General features: G+C 64.6%; 18 protein-coding genes and 4 pseudogenes. 7 read left to right on the forward strand and 15 right to left on the reverse strand.

Translation table 11 applies throughout. The annotated features are described in order from the left end of the window. Nucleotides 1–37 precede the first annotated feature (37 nt). Both C5E05_RS05780 and C5E05_RS05785 read right to left on the reverse strand, forming a co-directional pair. Complete coding sequence (locus tag C5E05_RS05780; RefSeq protein WP_104341372.1) at nucleotides 38–1,369, reverse strand: DNA cytosine methyltransferase; 1,332 nt, start codon at nucleotides 1,367–1,369, stop codon at nucleotides 38–40. After that, entirely contained in the window at nucleotides 1,366–3,426 is a 2,061-nt protein-coding gene (locus C5E05_RS05785; protein WP_104341373.1) for an ATP-binding protein, read from the reverse strand. Before C5E05_RS05785 ends, C5E05_RS05780 begins: the two co-directional genes overlap by 4 nt. 168 nt (nucleotides 3,427–3,594) lie before the next feature. On the opposite strand from C5E05_RS05785, the gene C5E05_RS05790 reads away from it, so the two are divergent. Next, nucleotides 3,595–3,924 (forward strand): hypothetical protein, encoded by a 330-nt coding sequence (locus C5E05_RS05790; protein ID WP_104341374.1) that lies wholly within the window; start codon nucleotides 3,595–3,597, stop codon nucleotides 3,922–3,924. On the opposite strand, the gene C5E05_RS05795 is transcribed toward C5E05_RS05790, so the two are convergent. Both C5E05_RS05795 and C5E05_RS05800 read right to left on the reverse strand, forming a co-directional pair. Further along, on the reverse strand, nucleotides 3,921–4,283 hold the full coding sequence (locus C5E05_RS05795; RefSeq protein ID WP_104341375.1) for a hypothetical protein: 363 nt from the start codon (nucleotides 4,281–4,283) through the stop codon (nucleotides 3,921–3,923). The genes C5E05_RS05790 and C5E05_RS05795 overlap by 4 nt on opposite strands. Nucleotides 4,284–4,567: 284 nt before the next feature. Continuing rightward, on the reverse strand, nucleotides 4,568–4,981 hold the full coding sequence (locus tag C5E05_RS05800) for a hypothetical protein (RefSeq protein WP_104341376.1): 414 nt from the start codon (nucleotides 4,979–4,981) through the stop codon (nucleotides 4,568–4,570). 374 nt (nucleotides 4,982–5,355) lie between these two features. Here C5E05_RS05800 and C5E05_RS05805 point away from each other — a divergent pair, with 374 nt between their 5' ends. Further along, nucleotides 5,356–8,583 carry an AAA family ATPase gene (locus C5E05_RS05805; protein WP_181059400.1) on the forward strand — a complete coding sequence of 1,076 codons (3,228 nt, stop codon included), beginning with the start codon at nucleotides 5,356–5,358 and terminating at the stop codon, nucleotides 8,581–8,583. A gap of 4 nt (nucleotides 8,584–8,587) precedes the next feature. Here C5E05_RS05805 and C5E05_RS05810 read toward each other — a convergent pair whose 3' ends face one another. The 8 genes from C5E05_RS05810 to C5E05_RS05845 all read right to left on the reverse strand — a co-directional run bounded on the left by C5E05_RS05810 (nucleotide 8,588) and on the right by C5E05_RS05845 (nucleotide 18,411). Next, nucleotides 8,588–9,316, reverse strand: a complete 729-nt coding sequence (locus C5E05_RS05810) for a nucleotidyl transferase AbiEii/AbiGii toxin family protein (RefSeq protein WP_181059402.1) — start codon at nucleotides 9,314–9,316, stop codon at nucleotides 8,588–8,590. Then, nucleotides 9,313–9,639 carry a hypothetical protein gene (locus tag C5E05_RS05815; RefSeq protein WP_104341379.1) on the reverse strand — a complete coding sequence of 109 codons (327 nt, stop codon included), beginning with the start codon at nucleotides 9,637–9,639 and terminating at the stop codon, nucleotides 9,313–9,315. Before C5E05_RS05815 ends, C5E05_RS05810 begins: the two co-directional genes overlap by 4 nt. A 159-nt stretch (nucleotides 9,640–9,798) precedes the next feature. Beyond that, nucleotides 9,799–10,455, reverse strand: coding sequence for a hypothetical protein (locus tag C5E05_RS05820; RefSeq protein WP_146081043.1), 657 nt, complete (start codon nucleotides 10,453–10,455; stop codon nucleotides 9,799–9,801). Between the two features lie 136 nt (nucleotides 10,456–10,591). Continuing rightward, nucleotides 10,592–11,716: a hypothetical protein gene (locus C5E05_RS05825; protein WP_104341381.1), complete on the reverse strand. Its 1,125-nt coding sequence runs from the start codon at nucleotides 11,714–11,716 to the stop codon at nucleotides 10,592–10,594. A gap of 11 nt (nucleotides 11,717–11,727) precedes the next feature. Continuing rightward, a complete protein-coding gene (locus C5E05_RS05830; RefSeq protein ID WP_181059404.1) occupies nucleotides 11,728–16,491 on the reverse strand; it encodes a helicase in 4,764 nt (1,587 codons plus the stop codon). 173 nt (nucleotides 16,492–16,664) lie between these two features. After that, on the reverse strand, nucleotides 16,665–17,357 hold the full coding sequence (locus tag C5E05_RS05835; RefSeq protein ID WP_146081045.1) for a hypothetical protein: 693 nt from the start codon (nucleotides 17,355–17,357) through the stop codon (nucleotides 16,665–16,667). Nucleotides 17,358–17,613: 256 nt separating this feature from the next. Then, nucleotides 17,614–17,979: a glutaredoxin domain-containing protein gene (locus C5E05_RS05840; protein WP_104341471.1), complete on the reverse strand. Its 366-nt coding sequence runs from the start codon at nucleotides 17,977–17,979 to the stop codon at nucleotides 17,614–17,616. A 9-nt stretch (nucleotides 17,980–17,988) separates the two neighbouring features. Next, a complete protein-coding gene (locus C5E05_RS05845; RefSeq protein WP_104341384.1) occupies nucleotides 17,989–18,411 on the reverse strand; it encodes a single-stranded DNA-binding protein in 423 nt (140 codons plus the stop codon). Between the two features lie 214 nt (nucleotides 18,412–18,625). Here C5E05_RS05845 and C5E05_RS05850 point away from each other — a divergent pair, with 214 nt between their 5' ends. Both C5E05_RS05850 and C5E05_RS05855 read left to right on the forward strand, forming a co-directional pair. Next, nucleotides 18,626–18,904, forward strand: a complete 279-nt coding sequence (locus C5E05_RS05850; RefSeq protein ID WP_104341385.1) for a hypothetical protein — start codon at nucleotides 18,626–18,628, stop codon at nucleotides 18,902–18,904. 705 nt (nucleotides 18,905–19,609) lie between these two features. Continuing rightward, nucleotides 19,610–20,110 (forward strand): GNAT family N-acetyltransferase, encoded by a 501-nt coding sequence (locus tag C5E05_RS05855; RefSeq protein ID WP_104341472.1) that lies wholly within the window; start codon nucleotides 19,610–19,612, stop codon nucleotides 20,108–20,110. Here C5E05_RS05855 and C5E05_RS05860 read toward each other — a convergent pair. Continuing rightward, nucleotides 20,107–20,986, reverse strand: a pseudogene (locus C5E05_RS05860) (IS5 family transposase). The gene C5E05_RS05855 and the pseudogene C5E05_RS05860 sit on opposite strands and share 4 nt — an antisense overlap. A 319-nt stretch (nucleotides 20,987–21,305) precedes the next feature. Here C5E05_RS05860 and C5E05_RS05865 point away from each other — a divergent pair. Beyond that, nucleotides 21,306–21,779: a GyrI-like domain-containing protein gene (locus tag C5E05_RS05865; RefSeq protein WP_104341386.1), complete on the forward strand. Its 474-nt coding sequence runs from the start codon at nucleotides 21,306–21,308 to the stop codon at nucleotides 21,777–21,779. Between the two features lie 147 nt (nucleotides 21,780–21,926). Here C5E05_RS05865 and C5E05_RS05870 read toward each other — a convergent pair. Next, nucleotides 21,927–22,936: pseudogene (locus C5E05_RS05870) on the reverse strand (integrase core domain-containing protein). Between the two features lie 7 nt (nucleotides 22,937–22,943). Further along, nucleotides 22,944–23,797 (reverse strand): annotated as a pseudogene (locus tag C5E05_RS05875) (hypothetical protein). 709 nt (nucleotides 23,798–24,506) lie between these two features. Here C5E05_RS05875 and C5E05_RS20695 point away from each other — a divergent pair. Continuing rightward, a pseudogene (locus C5E05_RS20695) lies at nucleotides 24,507–24,659 on the forward strand (TetR family transcriptional regulator); the annotation flags it as partial. Nucleotides 24,660–24,662: 3 nt separating this feature from the next. Next, nucleotides 24,663–25,088 carry a hypothetical protein gene (locus C5E05_RS05880; RefSeq protein ID WP_258064777.1) on the forward strand — a complete coding sequence of 142 codons (426 nt, stop codon included), beginning with the start codon at nucleotides 24,663–24,665 and terminating at the stop codon, nucleotides 25,086–25,088. Nucleotides 25,089–26,337 lie beyond the last annotated feature (1,249 nt).

Below are 26,337 nucleotides of genomic sequence, written 5' to 3' on the forward strand. Positions count from 1 at the left end.
GGCAGGAACATACCAAACTCCGCACACAGAGATAGTTCTACTCCTGGACCGACTTGGTACCGACCTTGGCATTGGCCCTACGTAGAGCCTCTCGAGCCTTTAGGGCACGACTATCTTCACATGGAAGAAGCGATGATTCGTTAGTTCCGCTCAGAAAGTTCAGAATGGCACGGCCGTGCAACTCGGTGAACCTGGGTGGAACTGCCTCTCCAATCATCTCACGCAAATTGCTATGTCCATGCTTCTTGAGCGCATCACCCCACTCGAAGTCCGTCGGCAGAGTTTGCAAATGCGCGCATTCGAGCGGACTGAGAAGACGGTTCTCCCACGGGTGGATTGTGATGTCGCTTCCGACACGACCACTCGCAGTGGTAATAGTGGATGCAGGAGAGTCCGATTTCATGCGCGTGTAACTGGTTGTACGAAATCCCTTGACGAGACGCCATGATTTATCACCTTTGACGACAGGACGCAGCAAAGGTTCTCCGCAACTTCTGCACACAGCTTCATCAGGATCGACAGATTTCACAGCACAGACAGAACACCCGTCGTTGCTCCACGCTCCCTTTCCCGAGTTTGCAGGGATAGCCTGAACCATCTTGTACTGGCGCTCCCCCCAGACTGGAACAAAATGCATCGGTTTCGTCGGGTCGGCAGCCCGGGCAGCAGTCGACGCGTCCAGCGAGCCCGCGGCGAGTTCCGTCAGAGACTCTTTGATGGAGACATGTTTCCCACCCCAGTCCGATGCGTGGCTTGGCCTCGGGAACGGAGCGAATCCAGAGCTAGTCTCCAGACCCTTCTCATCATTACGAATAAGCGTGAGGAAGGACCGCTTCCGCGTCTGCGGGACACCCCAGTCAGCGAGGTCCGCCGAGATCGCGAAGACCTTATAATCCGCACGCAGCAGTTCCACCAGAAGAAGTGCTGCACTCACTGGCCCGCCCGTCTCCGGATGCGGAACTGAGCGCGTCAAGAACGCGGGGACATTCTCAACAACAATAGCCCGGGGCTTGAGCTGGCGAGCTACCGCCTCAATCACAGTAACGAGCAAGTTTCGAGAGTCTCGCCCCCCAGCTTCGTGATCGTCGTGGCTACCAAGTCCACTCCGAGCTGTGCTCATCCCTTGACAAGGCGGGCAAGCTGCGAGTAGGTCAGGTCGCCTATCCGGCTCGGCGAGGTGCCATTGTTCAACGACCTTCGACCAGGTGCTGCGCAAATCCCCAGGTACTCCGACCGCCAAGGGATGGTTGGCGAGAGCAACCGCCAGGCGATTCGGATCGAGTTCAGCCATTACTCGAAAATCGAAGCCCGCATTTCTATAACCGACGTCACCGGCACCGCAGTTTGAGAAGAGACTCACAGCCTTCATGATCTGTTCCTGACGCCGATTCCTCGCGCTGCGCCAGCAGCGTCATCCCGCGCTTGCAGGAAAGCCTCGTTGGTGCGCCGCGCGCGGTTACGGAAGTCATCCCAAGAAAGCTGAAAAACCTCATTGGTTGCCAACACCGTGGCGTATGCTTGCTCTTTCATTGGGTCCTTTAATGCAACTGAGTCGACCACTAGATCTATGCGCCATTTACGAGGAAACTCCGCCGCCATGTCTGTATTCTTTTCGAAGAACTTGCGGAGCGCGTCAACATAACGAAAGAGACGCTCGAAATCGCTGTCGTCTAGCGCATGGCCGGACGCCTTGATCTCGACTACATGCAGCATGCCGCCCACAGCAACCAGCGTGAAGTCGGGCCGCTTGCTCTCGTACTCAATAGCGAGCGTGGTGTCCAGCTTGTGTTCACGCTTCAGATAGTTCTCGAAAGCGACTTTAAAAGTCTTGAGACTCTGGTTAGCGGTAATAACAGTCCAATCTGGCTGGATCAACCAGGGGGCCTCCGTGATGATGCGCTGAAGGGCAGCCTCGTCCCGGGCGGTGTCAAATACGATGCTGTCCAACTGATCGAGGACTTGAACTCGCTCGCTTGCAATCTGGGCATAGGACGCTGCCTCTGCGACTCGCGTCTTACCAAAGAGATCGAGCAACTCCTCAAGCGACGGTTCGGCGCCACCTGTCCGAGTACGCTCGAAGTCCTGGAAAGCCGTGACCAGCGCCTGATGAGGTGCCACTGTCAGGATTACCTGGGCCAGACCCTCAACGTAATCGGCATCGAGCAGCTCGTCTTCCGCCGCGAACCCACCGATACTGTCACCGAGACTTAAGGCTACTTTCACCACGGATTCGTCCTTGAATCGCGCACGGGCTCGCCTTTCCAGATCAGCGACTTGCCTGAATAGTTTCTTGACTTTTTCTCGTCGAGGCTCTCGCCCTAGACGCCCAATCTCGCGGACGATTTCCGCGCCCCAATTGCGGAGCGCTGTTCCCTTGTCCGACTCCCAGAGAATCGACTGGCGATCAGTGCGGACCAAATCGTCGTCGTCGTCATCATCAAGCCAGTCAGCGTGAACTTCACCAACCATGTATGACCGCGTCGCAAACTCCCCTGTGAAGCCGGCACGTTGCTCGAAGTCACGCGTCGTAGCGACAATCTTACCGCGGGCATATATGCGCACTCCTGCCATCTCTTCGTTCCGGTACGATTCAGTGGCCATAGCCACCCACCCGGTCACCGACAAATTGGACCCGTTCTCCAACGACACGGGCCGCTGGGTGAGATCAATGCGAGTTGATTCAACAACATCAATCTGGAATGTCTTCATCGACAGGGGATCGTCACCTGGCTGTCGAATGTCCTCCACAGTGACAGCGAATTCCGGGTCGGCCAACGCAAAGCGACGCTCGAGCTGACGCATAAAGACATCACCATCAGGCACTCTCTTCGGAAGGAATCCACTTAGGATAACCTGGGTTCCAGACGTCGGCAGATATGTATTGTCAAGGTGTCCCGGTGGCAGCGGGACGGGCTGATCATTGTCTTCCTCCACGATCGAATCAAAGTCCATGAGGAAATGGCTGGTCAAGTACCCATCTGCAGTCTCTGGCCCACCGGCGGAGATAACTTCAATGCGCTTGCAAATACCGAAAGGAGCCAGCTTACCAATACCCTTGCGACCCATGACTGGACGCTTGAATTTGCGACTCAGGGCACCGGCTCCGGTCTTACGGCGATCAGCCCCCACGAGCAAGTAGTAGGCCCGAGCCTCGGCCGGAGTGAGCCCGTGGCCGTCGTCGCCAACCGAGACTATCCAGTCTGGCAACTCCTGGTCCTGGACGCTCAGCAATGTCTTGAGCGGAAGCTTGACCCGCACGTTGGTGGCATCCGCGTCGTAGCTGTTCGCAACGAGCTCCGCGACGACAGCACTGACTCTGTCGTAGAGCTTGACTCCGAGTTTATCGATCGTAAGGCGGGAGATTCGTAGCTCGTACCCCTCGCTATCGGTACCTGCCGACGCGCCAACGATTTCCAACTCGGTCATGGATCCACACTAGCCGCGCTTGGACGGAAGCGCTGTTGCAAGCGACGTTCGGCATCGAGGCACTGCGCCTCGCTCTTCACAGCTTCGTGCCAGAAACATGCGCCGTGGCGCGTCCGACAGAACGCCTGGTTCTGGTCCTTCAACCCAAAGCGCGGTGGCGTTTTCCTCGTGCGCAGCCACACCGGCTACGGACCGCACAACAGCAACCTGCATGTCATGTGCTTCGGCTCAGGCACGACCTGTCACGGGGTCGTGGGCAGCATCCCGACCGCCGCGCGGCGGGCCGCGCGCAAGGCCGTGAGTCGCGACTGGTGCCAGGAGACTCAGCAGCGTGGCTGGCTGGGACTTGTGGGAGCGGATATCGACGAGCTCCCAGGCGTCTGGAACGGGGGCTGCGACGTTCGCCTTCGCTTCTTCGTGGGACTCGCCCTCGGCGCCAACGTCTGCGTGCTGCTGGGACGGGTAACGCCGATGATCTATATGCGACCCGCAGCCTAGGAGGCCGTCCACCCGCCCGATGGTAGCTTCTCGACGTTCGGCGCGCGGAGGTAGTTGAAGCGCTGGGCGCGGTACACCTGTTCGTCGACCGCAACCGATACCGCAGCCAAGCCGCGCACAGGCAGCAGTTCTGAAGTGTCGGGGTAGACCGGTGGCACGTGCTCCCAGAGCAGCCACGACAGGTCGTCACACGGCCGCACGGCCATCGGCACCCAGTAGACGTCTCTCTGGCGCACGTATCCGTTGGAGCTGGTGTACTCGATCTGAGCGCATCGCAACGTGAGCGCTGCGACCGCTCGGGCGGTCGTCACGAGTTCCGCAGCCGGAACCTCGGAGCCTGGATCGAACGCGCGGACCATGGGTGGAGTCTCGCACCGGCCACCGACAGCGCCACTTGGGCCCTTTGGGCTGGGCGGGCTTCCCTGGGCGTGGAACCGTCCGTCTCGCCAGCGACCCCGGGCACGGCCCCAGCGGCCGCTGTCCGTTGAGGCCCTTGACCGTTGGGAACAGTGGCATGACCGCTTGTCCGGCCACGGGAGCGTGACCGTGACCGGACAAGTCATGACTGCGCCCGGGTGGCCACGTGGCCGGCCAGGAATGTCCGCCTGGCCAGTGGCCGGTCAGTGCTCTCCCCGCGTTGCGGTCACTCCTCGATTCGGTGCGCGCGTCCGATCTCGTTCCCGGACAGGTCGCGTGTCCGTTTGACCGGCTTGCGGTCACCGCCGTCCAGTGGTGGTCCGACCCAGCGGTCGAGAGCGGCCTGGTACCCCTCGACTGCGGCGCGATCGAGGCGACCGGTCACTGGGTCGAGGGTGACCGCGTCCGCGAGGCGGATCGTGGTGTCCGTGACGAGCACAGCCATGCCGAGTAGTGCCCTCACTGGAGGGCGACCGGACTCGCTGGCGGTGGTCACGAGTTCCTCGAGCTCGGGAAGTTCTCGTGCGGCCATATCTGGATGGCGCGTGAACCAGGCGACGAGCGCCTGGTGGTCTTCTGCTGCCCACTGCTGGTCGAGCTTGCGGAGCTGGTTTGTTGCGGTGCGGTTCGTGCGTGTCATGACTGACCTCACCTCGCCGGGCTGCGTTGCCCCGCCCGACGGTGTTCGCGGGTAGGCGTTGGGCGTTCCCGGAGGGCAAGCCGTGCGCGCGCCCCATCTTCCTATGCGTGAGCTCGGCCGGAACGCGTCAACGACAACTGAACCGCGTCGTTCCGGGCCGGGAGATGAACGGTCGAAGTCACGCGAGAAGGGCACCGGGGGGGGGGGGCAAGAACAGCGAGCGAATGAAGATGACGAGAGAGAACGAAGAACGACGGAATCAGGGAGAGATGAGTGAAGAGGACGAGGGAAACAGAGGGAGGGAAGGTGACGGACACGAGGAGAGAAAGGGTGTAAGGCACGCAGGCACTTTCAGTGTGAGCTACGCTCATTCCGTGCGCGGCGGAGTAGCGAGATGGAAGCGGGGTGTCGCAGGCCATGGCCTGCGAGCCGCGGTCCACTACGCCTTCGATGGCGTCTGCGACGGCGCTCGAGCCGATCGGCTCGCGTCGGTCGACGCCGCGATCGGGTACGCGCACGCGGGATCGACCGTGACCCGCTTCACCGCCACCGAAGCGGGCATCGCCGCCGATGAACTCGGCGTGGAGCAGCTGAAAGCCTGGGTCGCGGGCAGCGACCCCGCCACGGGCGTGCATCGCGGCTACCAAATGCAGGGGCCCGATGCAGACCTCCTGTTCGATGCGACCGTGAACGCCCCCAAAACACTGTCGCTCGCCGCGATGCTGGACCCGGAGATCGCGGCCGCGTTCGACGCGCTGCAGGAGCGGATCCGCGATCGCACGATCGACATGTGGCGCACCGAGCTGAACGCGCGGCGCGGCGCGCAAGGCCGCATCAGCATGGACCTCGCGCAGATCGAGGTGGTCGAGCTGAAGCACGCCCGCTCCCGCTCCCTCGATCCGCACACCCACACCCACATGTGGCTCAACGCTCGAGCCCTCGGACAGGATGGCCGCTGGTCAAACCTCGACTCCCGGACGATGCTGCGCTTCCAGACCCTCGTCAACGCGGAAGGCCAGCTGGCCGCGGTCACGGACACCGAATGGGTGGCCACGCTCGCGGCCAAGGGGTTCACCATCGACCCGGCCACGGGCGAGGTCGAGCAGCTGCAGCATCTGGTCCGGGCGTTCTCGAAGCGGTCAAACCAGATCGAATCGGCCAAGGCCCGCTTCCTGGCCGAGTGGCAGGCTGGCCACCCTGGACAGGAGCCGACGGTCAATGACCAGATGGCCATTGACCGGCGCGCGTGGGCGGTCGGACGTCCTGAGAAGCCGGACATGGTGTCCGAGGAGGACTGGGTGGACGGTGTCCGCCGCGAGCTCACTGACCTCGACCCGGCCCTGCTCAAGCAGCGGAAGCCGGTCACTCCCCCGGTCACTGACCGGGTTGTCCGCGTGTCCGGCGCGGACATTGACCGGGTGGCCAGGCTGGCCATCGCGGACGCCGACTCCCGATCGACCTCGTCCAGCGGCCGGTTCTCGGACTACACGCTGCGCGCGGGCGCGGTCCGCGCGGTCGCTCGCGTGGTGGCCAGCGGCGACCGCGACGTCCTCGCATCCGCCGTGGACGCTGCTCTCGACCGGGCGCGCGGCCACTACCTGATCGACTTGGCCGCGGACAGCATCGACGTGCCGGGTGAGGTTGGCCGGTACATGCTGGCGGAAACGGCCACCCTGAAGCGGGACGTTGACGAGGGCATGCGGGCGCAGGCCAAGCGCGGGAAGAACGTGGCCACGGGCGTCATCGAGAAGCTGGCCAGCAACCCGAAGATCGGCGGCGAGCACGGCCTGGACGAGCAGCAGACCGCGGCAGCGTGCGCGATCGCTGGTTCGTCGCGTCTGGTCACGGTCATCGGGCCAGCGGGTGCGGGCAAGACGACCATGCTGAAAGTGGCCAGGGCCTCCCTGTCCGGCCAGGGCCGGAAGGTGCTCATCGTCGCGCCGACGAAGAAGGCGTCGTCCGTGGCCGGACGCGAGACGGGAGCTGACGCGACCAGCCTGCACGCGCTGCTGTTCCAGTACGGGTTCCGGTGGACCGCGGACGAGGACACCGGACGGCCAGCATGGCAGCGCCTGGCCATCGGCCAGAAAGACCCCATGTCCAAAGACGGCCACGTCTACCGGGGTCCGAAGGACAGCGCCGTCGTTGACCGGAAGACCCGCATTGTGGTGGACGAGGCGGGCATGGTTGACCTCCACACCATGCACGCGCTCCTCCAGGTGACCGCCGAAACGGGCGCCGGGATCGCGCTCGTCGGGGATCCCGCCCAGGTGAACCCCGTCGGGCACACGGGCGCGATGGCGCTCGGCCAGCGCTACGCGGACACGCACATCGATCTCGAGTCCGTGCACCGCTTCCGCACCAGCAACGGGGAGACGGACACGGCCTACGCGAACCTCACCCTGCGCATGCGGTCAGGCGACGGGCCGGACGAAGTGGCGCACGAACTCGTGACCACCGGTCACGTCCGGACAGCGGCCACCATGACCGAGCTGCAGGCGGCCATGCGTGACCGCTACCTCGAACTCGCCGGACACAAAGACCGCGCCGCACTCTGCGTGGCCACGAACGAGGAAGCGGTCACCCTCAACGATCTCATCCAAGAAGAACGCATTGTCCGCGGACACGTGACCGGCAAGGTACTGGCCAGCACGACGGACGGGGCGGTCATCTACGCGGGCGATGTCGTGCAAACCAGGCAGAACGACAGCGACCAGAACGTGGAGAACCGCCAAGTGTGGACCGTCCGCAAGAAGACACTGACCGGGAAGCTGCTCCTCGAGTCCGTCGACCAGAAGGGGCTCACGACCACGGTCGACGCGGACTACGCGGCCGACAGGCTCGCGCTCGCCTACGCGTCAACGATCCACGGCATCCAGGGCGAAACCGTGCACGGCTCCATCGTCGGCCCCGGCGTCGACGCCGCCGGCCTCTACGTCGGCCTCACCCGCGGCAAGCGCGTCAACGAAGCGTTCCTCGTCGCGAGCGACGATGCCACCGCGGAACGGCAGCTCGTGGAGTCGCTGCGGCGCGGTGACCTCGAAGCCAGCCTGCAGGACAACTACCGGGCGCTGCATCGCGAGCTCGGGATCTCCGCACGCGAAGGCGTGTTCGCGCCCGCGCCTTGGCAGCAACGCCCCGCAGGGCACCTCCTTGACCTCGACGCCACCGAAGCGCAGATCTCCCCCGCTCACACGCACGACGAGCTGCAGACCATCAAGGACGACGCCGACCGACTCGAAGACGAACTGCGGAAACTCCGCCTGGCGCGCAACGACGCCAACGCGGACCCACGCCGAGGCGATGGGCCAGCGGTCGAGGAAATTGACGCCCTCCAGATCCAGGCGAATGCCGCGCGCGTGCTCGAGCGTGAAGCAACGAAGGCGTCCATGCCAGAGCTCCGCAACCTCGACGCGATCCAGGCGGAGCGTGTCACACGGACACAGCTACTTGCACCCGATGTCGCGAATCGAGAGCACGAGGAGCGCGTGAGTCACGCGCGTCGCGATCGAACGCGACGCCCCATCGATGTGCACGCTGTTCAGCCGGGAGGCAGAGCGCGCGAGCCTCGCGAGCGCAGCGCCGCGGGCTTGTCGCTCTGATCGCTCAAGCGAGCTGAGGGCCGTCCGGGCCCCGGCGTTGCATGTCCGGAGACGCCGCTCCGCTGGCGTGAATGTCCCGCGGGCGCGAGGCGAGCGTTGTCGCCCAGGCCACGAGCCGCGCTTGCGTGGCCCGGAACTCGTCAACGTCGACGAGGTAGCGGTCCCGCATCCGCTCGGGCGCGATGCGGGTGATGCTGGCCAGGCGCTTCGCGAACCAGTCGACAGTGAAGCCGCCGTCTCTGGCCGCAGCGAGCTCCAAGAGCTGGCCGTCCGTGAACTGGCCTGTGCGGCGTATGGCGTCGACGTCCAGGAAGTCGCGTGGCTCGCCCCGGCTGAACAGCGCCGCGACCTTGTTCCCAACCGCATCCTCAAGCGCAAGGACTGGCCCAACTTCAAGCGTGACCGGTGCAAGCACTCGGTAGTCGCAGCCCAGGTCAACGTCCACGACGTCGCCGTCCGCCCCCGTCACGCGAAGACGCAGAAAACCCGGGACGTCGGTCACTCGTTCCGACGAGAACCGGGCATCTTGGAGCGCGTCTTCCACGCGAGCGGTCGCGGCCGCGAAGTCAGCGTCGCTCTTTTGCTCACAGAACAAGTCGACGTCCTCGGTCGGGCGCTCGAGGATGCCGTGCTCGCGCAGTGCTCCGGCCCCGCTCAGCGCGAACCCATGCGGTCCGAGCGTGCTCAGGAGGGCTGTCGTGATGCGCCGCTGCCGTGCGACTTGCTCGTTCACGCCCAGTCCTGGTGGAGCACGCGGTGCCGGGACTCCCAGTCGCGGAGCACTTGCCATGGCAGTGTCAGCGTTGGCCACACGCGCTCGAGTCGCTGCGCGTTGATCAGCTCGACCACATCCGCGTGCGTGCCCTCGTTCAAGATTGCCGTGTAGGCGTCGGCGGCTTGGTTGTCGTCAGCGATTTCGAAGTCGCGGTTCGGCCCCCAGTAGAGGGCGTGCGAGAGCGTCAGGACTCCTGACGCTGGCCCGCGGAGCTCGCGCAGGTCATCGACCACCGCGTATGGGCGGAACTCCCTGACGTGTACCTGCTGATCGACCTTCACGCGCTGATCGTATCCAACCGACACGGATAGGCCCAGGACGCCGCCACGACTCATGAGCTGACTGACCCCGCTCTGTTCTCACGCACCTCCAAGGGCGGTGAGTCCTGGAGTGCCGCTTCGAGCGTCGGATAGAACTGCACGGCAGGCCAAGGCCTGGTTTCATCGTGCTCGGTCGGGGCGAACTCCACTCGCGGTGCGTCCCTCTCCAGCAATTCCGCACCCGGTGCGGGTGCTTTCCCTGGCTTCCAGGCGCGCGCTGCGCCGCAGCGCTCCCCAGACCCAGGACAGGAGGCGCGTGAGGACTTCGTTCACGTAGAGCACGTTGGAGTCTCCCCAGTGGTGTCCGCGACCGTACTCGCCTCGCACCAGGAGCACGTCTCCCCGCGTGGGCCATGCCTCCGCAAACCAAGATGACGAGTCGTCCCCGTGCATGTCCTTCACGGAGTAGCGCGAGCCGGTGGGGTACGCCCTTTCGAGGCGTCCCACCCGCACAAGCCTGGCGTCCGAGGGGCAGAGACGCGTGACGGACTCGAGGTAGTCGAGTTTGGCTTCGTCGCTCGCGAAGTACCCCCACCGGGATCTGCCGCGCATCCACCAGATGGCGACCTCGCTGACGACCGCGCACACGAGCGCGGCCGCGCCGAATCCCGCGAGCCACCATCCAAGTGTGTCTCGCAGCACGTCGACCACGGTCCCGCCGACCAGCCAAGCCAGCAGGGCCAGGGCAGCGAGCAGCGTGCCTGCCACGACGATGCCACGTCCGCTCGCCCATCGCAGCGAAGACCATGTGATCAACGATTCCCCCTGAGTGTCCATGACGACACTGTAGGAGTCCGCACCGACATTCGCAGCCAACCGACAACGCGGCCCCAAACCGGGGTGGTTCGGGGCCGCGTGTGGTTTTGCGACTGCACCAGCGATCACGCAGCCGGCGCGTGCGCGCGCACAACCTCTACATGGACGCTCCCGTCTGCTCAGCGACCGGCGCGACGGCCTGGGTCCGCACGTCGTTCGTGAAGCGGATTCCCTTCGACGCCTGGGCCAGCTTGTCGAGGTCGAGGAGTCGCGTCGCTCGGTACAGATCCTCGGCGCGCGCAAACGGTGCACGGAGCACCTCGCGGAGGCGGTCTGATTCGGCCTCGTCCTGACGTAGCAGCTTGTTTCCCATGGCGATGCCACGCGCGGGCATGTTCAGCTCGAACTGGAGGATCCCGTACCCGCGCGCGTTGCGCAGCGTTTCCTGCTGAGATGCTTCTCGCCGCTCGATGCGAGCGTTGTTGTGGACCAGCGCGAGCCGCGAAATGCTGGTCTTGTGCGCGTACGCGCGGAACTCCTGCGACAGGGACCTCATGGTGGCGGTCACAGGTGCAACTTCCGGCACCCGAGAGACAAGGTAGGCCGCGAGTCCACCTCGAGCGCGTTCCTCCTGCATCACGTGCGCGTAGGTCGACCAGGGTGTTCCCTCGGGGTGGTCGCGTCCGCTCGAGAAACGGACGAGCCCGTCGAGGTCCGAGCACTGATACGTGTCGAGTTGGTGCAGGAACCGCACGCTCTGCAGCTCCGCCTGGTACTCAAAGTCGAGGTCAGTGAGCATGAGTGCCTGCGTCTCGCGCTTGCCGATCGCGTATGCCCCGGGGCGGGGCCGTGCGGGGTTGGTGGGTGGCAGGGTGTGCAGGGTCCGTTCGCCGTGCGTGAATTGCTCGATGCGGAGCTCGTGGCGCAGATGCAGCAGACGCTCTGTGGGCATGCCGCCTTCCCGCACCGACTGCCGAAGCTGCACAGGGAGCGCTTTTCGTGACGGGTCGTGCCTCGGGTAGCGGGACTCGAGCCAGATCGGAACTGCGAGGCGCAATGCGCGGCGTCCCGCGCTGCGCTTCACGTCCTTGAGATCTCCCGTCTGACCTCTGCGCGCAACGTACTCGACGGCGTGCGCGCGCATCTCCCGGGTCGCGCTCCACGCGACATGGTGCAGGAACCGGTCTGGGTCCTCGACCTGGTCGAACCCCTCAACGGCGGGGCCATCGGTGAAATAGCTACGCACCGTTCGTTCGACGGCAGCGTTGGCTTTCGTGATCATGAGTGTTCCTCTCAGATGGACACGCCAGCAGGGCCAGAGCCGCTGACGGGTCGCGTGTGGGTGTGGTCGGCGTGGACGTCGACCGGGCGAGCGGGACGCTCTTCTGGGGTCCTGGGGCGGGCTGCTTCGCGGGCGAGTTCCTTGTTGAGGGCTTGGAACTCGGCCCACTTGTCGCGCAGCTCGTCAGCTCGCCGGAAGGGCAGGCCGATGCGTTCCTCGGCTTCGGTTGCGACTCGGTGCTTCTCGTCACGGTCGAGGCGGCGTTCAGCAATGCCTGCTGGGATCGCGGCGATTCGGTTCGCGAGGCGGGTGACCGCGCCTTCGGGGCTCTGCAGGAAGCGTTCTGCGTCGGCGGTGATCTCGCTGCCGGGGACGTCTTGCAGTTCTAGGTACAGGAGCTGCTTGCCGAATTCGCGCCCGCGCGAGGCGAGCACGGTCATGCCGCTGAGCTCGCCCACGGCAGCGCGAGCTGATGACGTGGTGTAGCCGCCGCGCCCCTGCGGGATCCCGCCGCGGTGGAAGAGCCGCACAAGTTGCTGCCCTGCCTCGGTGCGCTTGGCGAACGTGCCTCGCCCGACGGTCATGGAGAAGCGATCGCCGTCGAGCTCGCGCACGTGCGGCAGTGCTGCCTCGAGTTGCTCGATCTCACGCTCGAGCCGCGAGACGCGTGCTCGCGCGTTGTCGACGGTCATGCGCAGCGTCGCCTGAGACTGGGCGTGTGCTCGCTCGAGGCGGCGCAGCTTCGTGACGTCGGTGCGCAGCTGCGCGTGCTGCACGAGCTTCGGGTTCCCGGTCGCCAGCGCCTTGGCTTCGCCTGCTTCGAGTTCGGCGGTGCCGATGTCTTCGAGGTCGCGCACGCGAGCGTCGCCACGCATGGCTTGCGCGATGAAACGGCCCTTCTGCTCCTGCTTCTGCCACATGAACGCGTCGAAAGAGTGCGACGTCGCGTACCGGTAGTGCTGCACGACGTCGTTCTGGTTGCCCTGGCGCATGATGCGTCCGGCCCGCTGCTGCAAGTCGGATGGGCGCCATGGGCAGTCAATGTCATGGAGCGCGATCGCGCGGCGCTGCACGTTCGTGCCGACGCCCATCGTCTCCGTCGACCCGAACAACACCGACACCTGCCCGTCCCGGGCGGCCTTGAACAGCGCCGCCTTCTTGGCGCTGCCCTTCGCGTCCTGCACGAACGCGATCTCCGACCGGGGCACCCCCGCGGCCGCGAGACGATCGCGCATCTTCTCGTACACGGACCAGCCGCGGTCCTTGTTCGGCGTCCCGAGATCCAGGAACACGATCTGCAGCGCACCCTGGTGCGCTGCCTCGTTCCCCGTGTCGGGATCCACGTACGAGTTCGCCGCGTTCTCCCGGTAGATGCGGGCGATGTTCTCCACCGCCCGGCCGATCTTCGTCTCCACCCCGCCGTCGGAGAGGCCCACGAGTTCTGCATCCAGCGCGGCCTTGCGTCCGTCGGAGCTGATGCGCAGCATGTTGTCGCTCTTGTCGGCCCGAGTGAGCTTGTCGATGCGACCGCGCAGCTCCCCGATGTACTCCCGCACCGCGGGAGAGGCCGGAACGATCACCATCTCCGGGCGCGCCTGCCCTTTGCTGTTGAGCGCGAGCTCGGGAGTGGGGAGGTCGAGATCCGCGGCGGTCTTCACGTCGCCGGCTACTCGCCAGAGGCGCAGCATCTCGGGCAGGTTCTTGAACCGGCTCAGCCGTGTCTGGGTCTTCATGCCGCCCGCGACGTCGACTTCCATCTCCGTGTGCAGCTCCCCGAAGGTCGCCGCCCACGCCTCGAAGTCGTGCACACCCGCCTCCTCCAAGAGGTCGGGGCGCAGATAGCGCTGCATCGTGTACGCCTCGACCAGCGAGTTCGAAAGCGGCGTGGCCGTGGCCACGGTCGCGATACGGCCCGTCTCGCTGGTGGCGCGCAACAACTCCATCTTCATGTGCAAGTCGGTGGCGCGACCCGACACGGTGGGGATGTTCGCGCCCTTGAGCTTGCTGCCGATCGCGAGCCCCTTGAAGTCGTGCATTTCATCGACGACGAGGTAGTCGATGCCCATCTGCTCGAACGTCGCGACGCCGAGATCCCGGACGAGCGGATTCTGGTTGGCGATCGTCTGTTCGAGCTTGCTGCGGGCGTCCTCAGCTTCCTTGATGGTCATGGCCCCGGACTCGACGGCACGGTCGAGGTAGGAGGACTGCACCGCGAGTTCGCGGCGACTGTAGGTGTCTTCCCATTCGGGCGAGACGGGGATGCCCTTGAACGCGGTGCGGGTCATGATGATCGCGTCCCACGGGTTCGTGACCGCGCGAGCGACGAACTTGCGCCGGTGCTCCTTCGTTACATCTCCCGAGTCCGCGGCGAGGACGCGGGCGGAGGGGTAGAGCTGGAGCCATTCGCGGGAGAACTGCTCGAGCATGTGGTTGGGCACCACGACGACGGGCTTGGTCACGAACCCGAGGCGGCGCAGCTCCATGGTGCCGATCACCATCTCGGCGGTTTTGCCCGCCCCGACCTCATGGAAGAGTCCGACCGTGGGCTCCGCGATCATGCGAGCGACCGCCGCCCGCTGATGCGGATGCGGCGTGAACGTCTCCGCCAGCCCGGGGAGCTGCAGCGCTTGACCTTCTGTGGAGTAGTCCCGGAGTGCGATCGCGTTGAACCGCTCGTTGTAGATCGCCAGGAGCCGGGACGCTCGCGCGGGGTCATTGAACACCCAGTCCTGGAACTTCTCGCGGATCTCCTCGGCTTTCTCCAAAGCGGCCGCGGTCTCTTCGGGGTTCGGGATCTCGCGCCCGTCTGGGTCTCGATCCGTGACCTTGATTTCGGTCATGTTCAGCAGCGACGCGTAGAGCATGCCGAATGGGCGACGCACGGTGCCGTATTCGTCCGTGCTGGCAACTCCCGAACGTCCTCCCGTCACCAGCCAGTCGGAAGCACCCAGGCGCTTCACTCGGGCGTTGCGATCGCCCGACATCGCCTGGAGGAACACCTGGAAGGTCTCGGAGTCGATCCAGGACGCGCCGACCTGCGGGTAGACGTCCTCCACTCCCAGCGGTGCTGGCTGCGCGTTCTCGAGCGCGGCCACGTTCGCGTGGAAGCGGGGATCCTCGAGCGCCGCCGCGCGAGCTTCGCGCAACTTGATGCGAACGTTCCCGGACAGGTACTCCGCTCTCGGCTGCAGAACGTTGTCCGCGGGATCCTCGAACGCGAGTCCGTCGAGCTGCGAGCGTGCCGATTCCTTCTCGACGCCAAGAAGGCCGGCGATTGTCTCGACGTCGATGCGGCCATGCCGGTCGAGGCTGACCGCGACCGCGTCCGCTGGCGTGTCCACGCTCGTGACCACCGGTCGCGGGGCGCGGACACGGCCAAGCAACAGGCCCGCTGGGGTGGCGCGTTGTTCTTGCTCGTCGTAGTTCTCGAGCGCGAACACGAGCGCCGCTCCCGGGTCTTGCCGGAACGCGCGCGTTGCTGGGGGTGTCCGGCGCTGCACGCGCGGCTCGCCGGTGTCCGGGTCGACGCTCTTGAGCTCGATGAGCTTGATGCGGTTGACCGGACCGTACGCGGCCAGGTGCGTCTCGTACGTGGTGCGCAGCTCGGTCCGGAGCTCGGCCAGCTCCGCCGTGTCCTCCAACGTCTCCGCCTCGAGGGTGACCAGATCGCGGGACAAGTCCCGCATAGCCACGAGGCTGCGCACCTCGGTCAGTGCGGTCTTGGCCACCTTGACCGGGGCCAGGTGGCCACCGGTCACCTCGAAGAGGCCGCCATCCTGCTCAACGAGGGTGCCCTCCCACGTTCCTTCCGGGGCTGCGGTCAGATCGTCGGTCATGGCCGTGTCCGCGCTCATGTCCGCGTCTCGTGTCCGGGCGGTCATGCCGTGACCGGCCATGACCGCTGACCGGGCGATGCCGGTCAGCGCCTCGCGAAGCGGGGCCGCGTCGCTGGCGTTCTCGGCCACGACCCGCAGCTCTGGCCCGAAGCGGCCGGTGTCCGCGGACACGTGACCGAGGACGTGCTCGGGGTGCGCGTGGAAGTACCCGTTCATCGCCACGGGCTGGTCGGAGTCGACGTCGGCCACGGTCAGCCAGCGCGCGTCGCCGCGTTCGGCGCCCTCCTCGCGGCGGCGGAACACCAGTACGTCGGTGATGACGTCCGTGCCGGCCAGCTCCTTGTGTGCTCGCTCGGGCAGGCGGACCGCGCCCACCAGATCTCCGAGCTCATAGAGACGACGCCTGGCGGAATCATCGGCGGCGTCGAGCGTGTGGCGGCTCGTGAGCGCCACGACCATGCCGCCCGGACGGGTCAGGTGCAAGGACTTCGCGAGGAAGTGATTGTGCAGGGACAGTGCGCGGCCGGGGTTGTGGAGCGCGTCGCGCAGTTTCACCTGGCCGAAGGGGACGTTGCCGATCGTCGCGTCGAAGTACCCGTCCGGGAAGCGCACGTCCGTGAAGCTGCCCGTGCGGATCTCGGCCTGCGGCTGCAGGAGACGACTGATGAGCGCGGTTGTGGCGTCAAGCTCGACGCCCGTCATGCGCGCCCCGTCGGGAGCGGTGCCGATGAACGTGCCGAGCCCGGATCCGGGCTCGAGCACGCGCCCACCGTCGAAGCCGAGCTCGCGCAGGCCGTCCCACATAGCGGTGGTGAACTCCGGCGAGGTGTAGTGCGCGTTCAGCACGGTGCGGCGTGCTTGCGTCCAGGCGTCGTCGTCCAGGAGCTCGCGCAGCTCCGCGTACTCGTTCGCCCACACCTGGTCGACGGGGTTAAACACTCCTGGCACGGCACCCCAGCTGGAGTACCGTGCCAGAACCTGCTGCTCGTCTGCGGTCGCGGCCCGCTCCGCGTCCCGTAGCTGGAACGCGAGGCGGATCGCCGCGACGTTCGCCGCGTATCGCGCCTTCGGGCCGGACGGGGCGAGCTGCGCCGATGACTCGGCACGGAATGCTACTGCGGGAGCGCTGCTTGCAGCGTCCCCCGATGAAGCTCCTGCCGCACCGCGCTGAACAGTTCGCTCCAGTCGAGTTGATCCGGATCCGAGTCCGTCGCCCGAAAGAGCACCGGCTCGATCGCTGCCCACTGCTCCCAGGTCAGCGATCGAACGAACGCCGCGATCGGGGCCTGCTCCGCGAAGTACGCCTCCACTTCCGCCCAGGTCTCCGCGGGCCGGCTCGAGTCGATCAGCGTCGGCGGCATCGGCACGCGCTCCAGATCCATCGGCGGAACGATCACCGCCTGCTCGGTCCCCCAGAACTTCCGCTCCGTCTCCAACAACCGCGCCAACAGCTCCGGCGTCGGCACCTGGCCCAGCGACCGCGGGAGCTGCCGGTAGTCCTCCCACAGCGGCCGCAGCGGCGGCTCCTCCGGTGGCTCGTCCCCGTCGTCCTCCGGGTCCACTTCCGCGGGGTACGCCTCGTACAGCACCTGGTTCAGCGCGATCTCCTCCGCGGTCCGCTTGGCCTGGTTCCGCCGCCCCACTTCCTGCAAGTAGTCCGGGTTCGAAAACGTCTGCCCAAGCAGCTCGTCCTCCGTCTGCTCGACCATCTCGCGGATCTGCGACGCGAGCTCCACGACCGTCTGCTCCCGGTCCTCCATGACTGCCCACTCCTGTGGCGTCGCCCGTTGCAGGTAGTCCCGCACGTTCGACTCGTACCTGTGGCTCATCGTCCATCCCTCCGTCTTGTGCTGCGGCTACCTTCGCATCAGCCACCGACTCCGGCAGACCAAAGATGTCGAACGACATCTGGTTCCAGTCCGAACTGCGCTGCTTTCCCTTGCGGGCCATGAATCCTTCGTTTCTCGTGAAGAAGACACCGCAGCACTAGAATCACCGTAGTGTATAATGCCCGGCTTCTGTTAGTCGGGTGTCGTGAGCCGAAACGGCTCCGGAGCCGCGTCAGATCGACCGGGACGCCCCCGCGACGGACGCCGCTGTGTGATGGCGGTCGAGCGCTGCGCGCGCTTCGTCCGCGTGCACGTCGACGGGCCGCACAGGCTCGACGCCGCGTGGCTTCTGGGAGGCGGCGAGGACGCTCACGTTGTCCGGCCGGAACCCGCCCCAGTGGGTCATGAGCTTGCCGTCGATCTTCACGAGCACAACCGGTGCGCGGAAGTAGCCGAGCGCCTTGACCTCGGCGGCTGCTTCGGGATCCACGCTCGCGTCGCGTTTCTCGTACTCGACGCCCGCCTTCTCGACGGCTCGTTCCGTGGCTTTGCACTGCTGGCAGTCCGGGGTGGACACCAGCTCAATCGTTCGCACCATGAGGGCCACCTACTCCAGGCCCGAGCCGGGCGTCTTCGTCGCCCAGGTCGTCGTGGCATCCACGACCGGGCCGGTCTCGGGCGCGGTGCGGCGTTCACGGTCGATGTGCACCGCCGTGAACCGCGGCGACGGGCCGACGAGCTTGACCGTCAACTGGTTGCTGGGCTTCCCGTTGCGAGTGCCCATCACGTACCGGCCCGCGGCAACGACCAGGTCGCCGCTCTGGAACGTGCGGCAGATCATCTCCGCCTCCTGTCCATACGCGACGCAGGGGACCGACGTGCGCTCCCCGTTGACCCAGGCCCCGTCGACCTTGTTGCGATCGTTCTTCGCGAGCAGGAACCGCGTGTAAATCTGCTCGCCCTTGGTCTTCAACTCGGGGGTGGTGGTGATGTTCCCCTCGATGGCCATGTCTGTCTCGAACGCGGGCATGAGCTGCCTCTTCCTACTGGCGGGGCACGCTTCCCGTGTCACCCTCTAGTAGCTATTGCCCGCAACCACGCCGGAACCGCGCGGAGAACGCACGAATCAGGAACCCCGCAGGCGATGCCCACGATGAGGGAAAGTCGGCTCCTAGGCTGTGCGAGTGCGCAGCAACATCAGGAGAGCACGGCGCGTTCGCCCCCTCCGCGAAGCCGTCCCTCCCGTGACTGTGCACATCGCCGTCCAGGCGGACGCCACGGGGAGCATCCCCTGCACCGTCCGAGCTACGGCTCCGCGCGCTGACAGCTCGTACACCGGGCTCGGCAAGCTCGGGATCCGCCTGGGCGAGAGAGAGCACTTGGTGCCGGTCGATACCCAGGCCGCCCTCAACCTCCACGCTGCCCTCCGCAGACGCAGCCCCGCACCAGGCGAGCTGACATGGCTCGACACCAACATGGCGAAGCTCTGCATGCGAGTGCTCCCTCGACCGCACCTCGCGTAGTACAGCTCAAGGCCACCGAGACTCTGTGACCTGACCGGTGAATTCAACCTGCCGCTGAGCACTGCACACTCATCCGGGACGGTCGTTGGCAGTGGTTGCACCCGCAGGTCATGAGTTCTTCGGCGCCCAGTTCTCGTGCGGCGGCTGCGTGTCCGGATCCTCCGAGCACAAGGACATCGTCAAGAATATAGTTGACGCCGACGCTCCCATCTCGACGGGAGCGCACAGCGCCGACGAGCGGTCGGACTCTCGCCGCTCTGCCTCGTCCGCTCTCGGGAGCCAAACAACCACATCGGTGAGCGGTCGTTGTTGCGGTTCGGGAAAGTCGGTCTAGAGGTAGAGATTCGTCGGATCGGTAATGACCTTCCATCGAGAATTCGCACAGTGCACATCGACGCCCCTTGGGTCCGCCCCGGGACGCACCCGGAGTGCACCCGCTGAATGAAGCCGGCCTTGCCAGAGTCAAGCGACCGAGAATAGACGTAGGGACGGAACGAACACTCTTCTTGCTCGCGGAGCTCAACGATAGCGCCATAGTTGCGGGCGTGCCCGACATGTGGGTGGCTCGCTGCTTCGACCCACTCACGCGCCTGGTCAGCAGTCGTCGAGGTCGTCGAGATTGTTCGGCGAGTAGCCGTCCGCGCTAGGTCGTGTTGCTAAACGTCGAAGTCGTGAGTGATCAGGTGCGACAGTAGGCTTTGCGGCATGGAGTACGACAACGCACCCGGTGGGTCGAAGAAACACGCCTACGCGGCCACCGTGTTGGGTGTTGCCGACGCTGGTGAGATCATGACGCTTCAGCGTGCGGCTTACGTCACCGAGGCTCAGGCGCACCACGATTTCAACTTGCCGCCGCTTACCCAGAGTTTTGAAGCGCTGCGTGGCGAGTTGGCCGACCCGGATGGGACCGCGCTCGGTGTCCGTGAACTCGGTCGCCTCGTTGGGGCGGTGCGTCTCCGTCGCCTCGGCGCTGTCGTGGAGCTGGGTCGGCTCACGGTGGTGCCCGATCGCCAGGGCGAGGGCATCGGCAGCTTTCTGCTCAGTGAAGCTGAAGCACTGTTCCCAAATGCCGAACAGATGCGCCTCTTCACCGGCGAAAACTCTGCGGCCAACCTTCGGCTGTACGAGCGCAACGGCTACGCCGAGACGGAGCGCACACCGGCGGGCAGCTACTCGCTAGTCCACCTCGCTAAGACGCTTTCCTAGGGTCCGTCTCTGACCCATTGGAAGACTGCTGCGAGGCACAGGGCCGCGTGGTAGTTCAGGGCGAGCTTGTCTGAGCGCGTCGCGATCCCGCGCCACTGCTTGAGCTTATTGAAGCAGCGTTCCACAACATTGCGGCCGCGGTAGCGCTGTTTCTGTTGAACGCCGAAGTCGATGGGGCGGCCAGGCTTCTTGCGGCGGCGGGTGATCTGGTCGTCGCGTTCGGGGATCGTCGCTGCTATGCCTCGCTCGCGCAGCCAAGCTCGGTTCGCCTTTGACGGGTAACCCTTGTCGGCGAGGATCCGCTCCGGTCGCGACCGCGGCCTGCCGGTGCGTCCGTAGACGCGGATCTCGGAGAGCGTGTCGATCAGCATTCTTGTGTCGGATGCCTGGCCAGGGGTTAGCACGAATGCGAGGGCACGGCCTCTGCCGTCGCAGACCAGGTGGTTCTTGGTCGTCAACCCGCCGCGGGAGCGGCCGATCGCGTGGTCCGGCGGCTCGTCACCGAACTTCTTGTAGTTCGATGGATCCCCCTGTGGCGCGCGGAAGCGTGGCACCGTGCTGGTGCACGCGCACGATTGTCGAGTCGATCGACGCCACCCAATCCAGCTCGCCGCGTTGGTGAGCGATCGACTGCACCTTCTCCAGTACCCGCGCCCAAACGCCCCGCTCTGCCCACCGGCTGAAGTTCTTGTAGATCGTGTTCCAGTTCCCGAAACGATCGGGCACATCCCGCCAGGGGGCTCCGGTACGGTATCGCCACGCAGTCGCTTCCACCACAACCCGCCGATCTACGGGCGGACGCCCCGTCGCCTTCGCGGGAGGGAACAGCGGGCCGATGACAGCCCAGACATCATCAGAGATCTCAGTACGGGACACACGTCAAACATCACCCGCGAGCCGCGAATCAGCCTTGAGCAACACGCCCTAGAACGCGGCTGAGGCCGCGCCTCTTGCAAGAGGCTCTGCATTTACGACGCGCCCGCGTCAGATGCGTTGACATGCGGACGACTCGCACTTGTAGAGAATTCCGCAACGGACCGATAATGACCGGTTGGGGCGGTCCGTGGGTCCGAACTTAGAGCGAGCTGCCGAAAACGACCGCGACAATCGCGTTTCGGTTGGGAGTTTCGGTGCACGAAGAGTCGCCATCGGTCAGAGCTGCGGAGCGGGCAGGAAAAATGCTAAACACGACACCATGACGACCTACCCAACGATGCATGAGCTCGGCCGTATTGATGTTGTCACGTCGGAGGATAGATCTGCACTGAGTCGAGATGTCAGCCTCGAACTCGACGAGGTGCAAGCAGCGTGGCCAGAGTTTGAAGGTGTCTTTGACTCGCTTCGGGGGCGAAGAATGATGGGCCTGGTCTTTGAAGGGAGCGCCACGTACCGTCTCGCCACCGCTCGGCTCGATCGAGACGCGGACAACGCCTTGGGTCTAGACGAATCAATCATTCCGGGAGGGGACTACCTCCGACTGCGCCTCCGTGGGGAGGTCCCGGGAGTCTATGGCCAGATCGAAGCCGCCTTCTCCGCGCTCTTTGAGGTTGCGGATCACGACCCGGAGCGACCGCACATCGAGTCCTACCGGCGCGAAGGTGAGATCGATTGCCTCGTGCCGATCCGACCTTCGACGAAGGTGGACGACGTCAAAGGACGCCAGTGGTGATCGAGATCCGAGCGGATCTCACCAGTGACCGCCGCAAAGGATCGCTTACAGGGGACCAGCTACGTTTGTCTTGTAGATGTAGGTTCTCGTGGTCACCTGCGCGGCGGAGCACGCAATGACGGTGTCCGCGCGGAGAAGCATGAGAATCTAACTGTGGGTAGCCATGACGCTGCTGACACGTGATGGTGCCACGGATGCGGGTGGCTGTCCGACGACCACGCCGCGTGGTCGGTGGCAGTTGTAGTACTGGTTCCAGATCTTGAGTGCGGCGGCACGTTCGGCTTCTGAACGCCAGGTGCGGTCGTAGAGGAACTCCTCTGCAAGGATCAGGTACAGCGCTCGAATTCGCCCTTCTGCCTCGGAGTGCGGGGCCCAATTCGCTGATGACGGTTTGAGCCGACCACTCCGCGAAAAGTGGTGGCCCGGCAGGATGAGCCGTCATGTGTCACGACTCGCTCGATCCGGGTGATGCCATGGGATGCGAACCAAGCTTTCGCGCGGCCGAGGAACGCGACGGTTGTGACGGCTTTCCCATCTGACAGAGCTTCGGTGTGCGCGAGTCGGGAGTATCCGTCGGTGGCCGAGTGCAAGTAGCCACATCCGGTCACTACTCCGTGGGCCCTCGTGCGGGCAGCGGCTCTGGCGTCGCCGCTGCCGTTGCCGTGTACACGCTGCCCACCCCCGTCGGGAGAGCGTTCGACCTTCTGCACGTCGAGATGCACCATGCGACCCGGGCGCCCCGCGGAGGCGCGTTGCGGTCGCCGGCTCGTCTCGCCGTTCGGGGTGATGGACTTTCGTGTGTTCAGCCCCAGCTGAGCGAGTGGCCGACTTGTAGTACATCTGGTGACCGGCGTCTCGACGTGGTTGAACTCGAAGGTGATTCGGGAAGCTGGCCATTTGTGCTCGCACCGCATCGACTCGATGTGCTTCACGAGCTGGCCAGGCGTCGCGGATCGCAGCCGAATCGGAGAAGACGAGCGGTCCAGCAGACCCAGTTCTCCGAACCGCCAGTATCGGTTGGCCCACTTCGAGGCGGTCGCGCGAGAGATGCCCATTCCTTCGGCCACGTGCGCGATCGGCCCGGTCTCGCAGCGTTCGACCGGTAGGCGGCGTCCTTCGGGTGCGAGCAGCGCATTGAAGTGCAGACGTGACGCCATGTCGATCTCAGATCAGTTCCAGCACCGGCCCCGCATGGACGGCCCGATATAGGACATTGCGTATCGCGTTGGTCTGAATCGAGGTGAGTGTGCGGTAGAAGGGGCGCAGCACAATCCGCACCAGGAGGTTGGCCAGGCCGTCCCGCGTGCCGAGCCGTGAGCGCGCCGCCTCGGGCAGATCGGCGTGTGTGGTGCGGCTGAGCACCTCCAAGGACTCGATGACGTCGGCGTCTCCACCGAGGGCGATACGGATGCGGTCACCCAGGGTCTCCGAAACCTCTTCTTCCGCCACGACCACCGAAATGTCGCGCCGGGAAGCTGGCAGCAGTGAGACGTGCTGCCACGGGTCCAGATTAAGCATCTGCGCAGCGATACTCGGGTTCTGTGCCCGTAGGTAGCGAATGTCGGGGATGCCCTTGCGCAGCATCAAGGCGCGCTCCAGTCCCGTGCGGAGAGCGAGGCCGGACCACTGCTCCAGATAGAGCCCTGAACCGTGCAGCACCTCGGGATGGATGCGACCGCACTCAGCAAGCTCAAGCCACTCACACCCTCGTGGAGGACATCGATCTGCCTGCCGCCCACCGTGTAGGGGTGCGAGATATCAGTCGCCTTCCACTCGGCCCCACGGAGCACCGCCTCAACCACGCGGACGATCATCGCAACCATGTCGCAGTCGCCCATGCCTGGAGTACTGCGGATGCGCCAGAGATCAACCTGGTGCGGCTCGCCCACGTGACTACGATCGACGACGTCGCGACGGTAGACGAGGCCAGGGGCAACGATCAGCTCATCGATGCCGCGTCGTCCCGCGTAGTCCTCGAGGGCAGTGGGGAGCTCGGCGCTGGTGTGACTGCGGAGCATCACGGTGGGGCTGACGTACCGGGTAAACCGACGGGCGCGGGTGACATCGTCAGGGCCGCACCCCAAGCGGTCGTAGTTCTCACGCACGGGCACGACTGGCGAGTGACGAACGTAGCGGAGGGAGGACCCGCACTCGGGCTGCAGTGCACCCACGGCGGAAGAAAGAAGAGCCTGGATGGCGTGCCCGCCCTGAACGGGATCGGTGAGGTCGCGCAGGTTCAGCGCGCTGCCGAGCTGGCCAGAAGTCAGATAGTCGGCGTTCGACAATAGGAGGTCTACAAAAGGGTGGCAGGTTGACTAGGGAGAAGAACTTCCCCCCGGCCGTGCCTGCAGAGACCTGATGCGGCACGACTGCGCGTCGATGACCCCGCGGCCATAACCCAGCCGGTGTTCCCGAAATCGCTGCCGCCTCTGCACAGCTTCAGAATACCTGCCCACCTACATCCTGACAACGAGCCAACATTCTCGTGCCCAACAACTGCCAGATTGCTCGACCGGGTTGGCAATGTCCGCGGAATCGACCAACGGTTGCGGTAAGTGCGGCCTCACGGTGTGGAGCCACAACTAAACCAACGCCCCCGTTGCGCTGGGCACTACGACGGAACGGGTGTTCAACTCTCCTGACCCACCTGGTAGAATCGAGCGTCCCGTTCTACGTCAGTCGCACCAATTTATGAGTCCGCGACGCACCCACGATTGGTAAAGGCCCATGCGAGGCAGCAAGCGTCGGAACGAGATTATCGAGGCTGCGCACCGAATTCTCAAGGCAGAAGATTCGACTGGCCTCAGTGCCAGAAAAGTCGCTCAAGAAGCTGGAGTAAGTCCGGCTTCGGTCATCTACCATTTCGGTGACATTGACTCTTTAATGCGCGCCACGATGGAGTCAGTCCTGGAGAACCTCGTCGCGAGCAACGTCAGCATCAACAAAACTTCCAGAGACCCAGCCGGACAGTTGCGAGCGACCATCGACCGGAGCATTCCAGACGAGATTGACGGCAGGCTGCGAATACTCTTCGAACAGTTGAGTCACATACGCCGCTCTCCCGAGGCAGTTAGGGAGCATCAGGCCGCCGTGGACTGGCAGGTAGACCTGTACGAAGAGATCATTCTGACCGGGGTCAACGCTGGCCTGTGGCAACCGTCCGTCCCACCGCGTCAGCTGGGTGAAACTCTCGTTGCCCTAGCGTCTGTGGCCAATCTCTACATGCTCGTGGGATTTGCCGGTGACGCCGCTTCACACAGGAGTAGAATGGCTGATTTAGCTTCTGCCCTACTCGGGACCAGTATCTAGTTCCAACCGTCCGGGCATTGCAGACGCATGATGATGGCGAGAACTTGGCCCTGACCCCCATGCGCGCGGTGCCCAGCCGGCAGCCGTGGTAATCCATCCAGAAAACAGCGCAACCATGCGCTCGACACTTGACTTGGCGCCGCTAGCATGGCGGAATCATCGGACGCCCCTTGTTCTTACCAAGCGCTAAGGCTCAGGGGAGACTGGCAAGCACTCCTGCCTCGGAACGTTGCGTAGCGAGCGTGGCAATGTCGTCGCGCGAGAGCGACGAGGGAAAGATCGGGACGTTTGCTTGCACGCACCCCCGATGGTGCGGAGACCGCGACACCAGGTCCCAAAGCGCCGCGAAGGCAGACCGGAACTACAACCCTCATGGTGTCATGTTCGAGCGGGTGGAGGCGCTCGCCCCTGCTAAGGACCCAAGCGCCTGGCAACAGGCGCACCCCGTCTTAAGACGCTGGACCATCAGCTGACCTTAGGGCTCTCCGCGACCTGGATACGACGCGCTGTGACCCCAGTACCCACTGTCTCGCTCCTTGTTCTCTACGTTCTCAGACTTGAACCCGCAGCCCAGCCACGCTACGTTTAACTTGAACGATCGTTCAGGTCTGCCACGCATGTGAGCCAGGTCGCCCGCTGGCAAGCCAGCGCTGCCCCAGGCAGCAGCAACCGAACCCCACTCGTCAGCGATGAAGCAATAGCCAGAGCACTCAAGCTTTTGAACGCCAGAAGAATTCTGACGCACCCACGAAATCGACAGGTGAACCATACTCCCCACAGTGCGGCCCACTCCAAGAATCACGATAAATGGTGCTCCCGTGCGGGCAGTTATGGACGATGCTGAATTGAAGTGGATTCCACTCCACTTAGTGCGACGCATCCTACACTTCGCCGCACGCAGACACTCGCGCAGACTCAGCACACACGCTAAGACGCAACATGCCACTCGAACCAACAAACACCTAGCAAGTATCGAATTCCCCGGGTGGCACTACTCACTCGAACAGGCACTCCTACTCTCAGTGGAGCGCTTGGCACTCTTCAGTGGCAGTGGCCCATAGTATGAAAATCAAGACGAGTAAGACACTGCGAACTCGAGGCGGAATCCCTTCGTCACCATTGGAGCAACCTCTGCACGCACAGCTACTCGCAACCGATGGGTCAGAAACACCCTCGCGGTAATTAAACAGGATCTAGCTTTCCAGACGGAAAATACGCTTCCCCAACAACCTCGGAGAATTCGGGGGAA

Source organism: Pseudoclavibacter sp. AY1H1 (assembly GCF_002931055.1).
GTDB lineage: Bacteria > Actinomycetota > Actinomycetes > Actinomycetales > Microbacteriaceae > Pseudoclavibacter.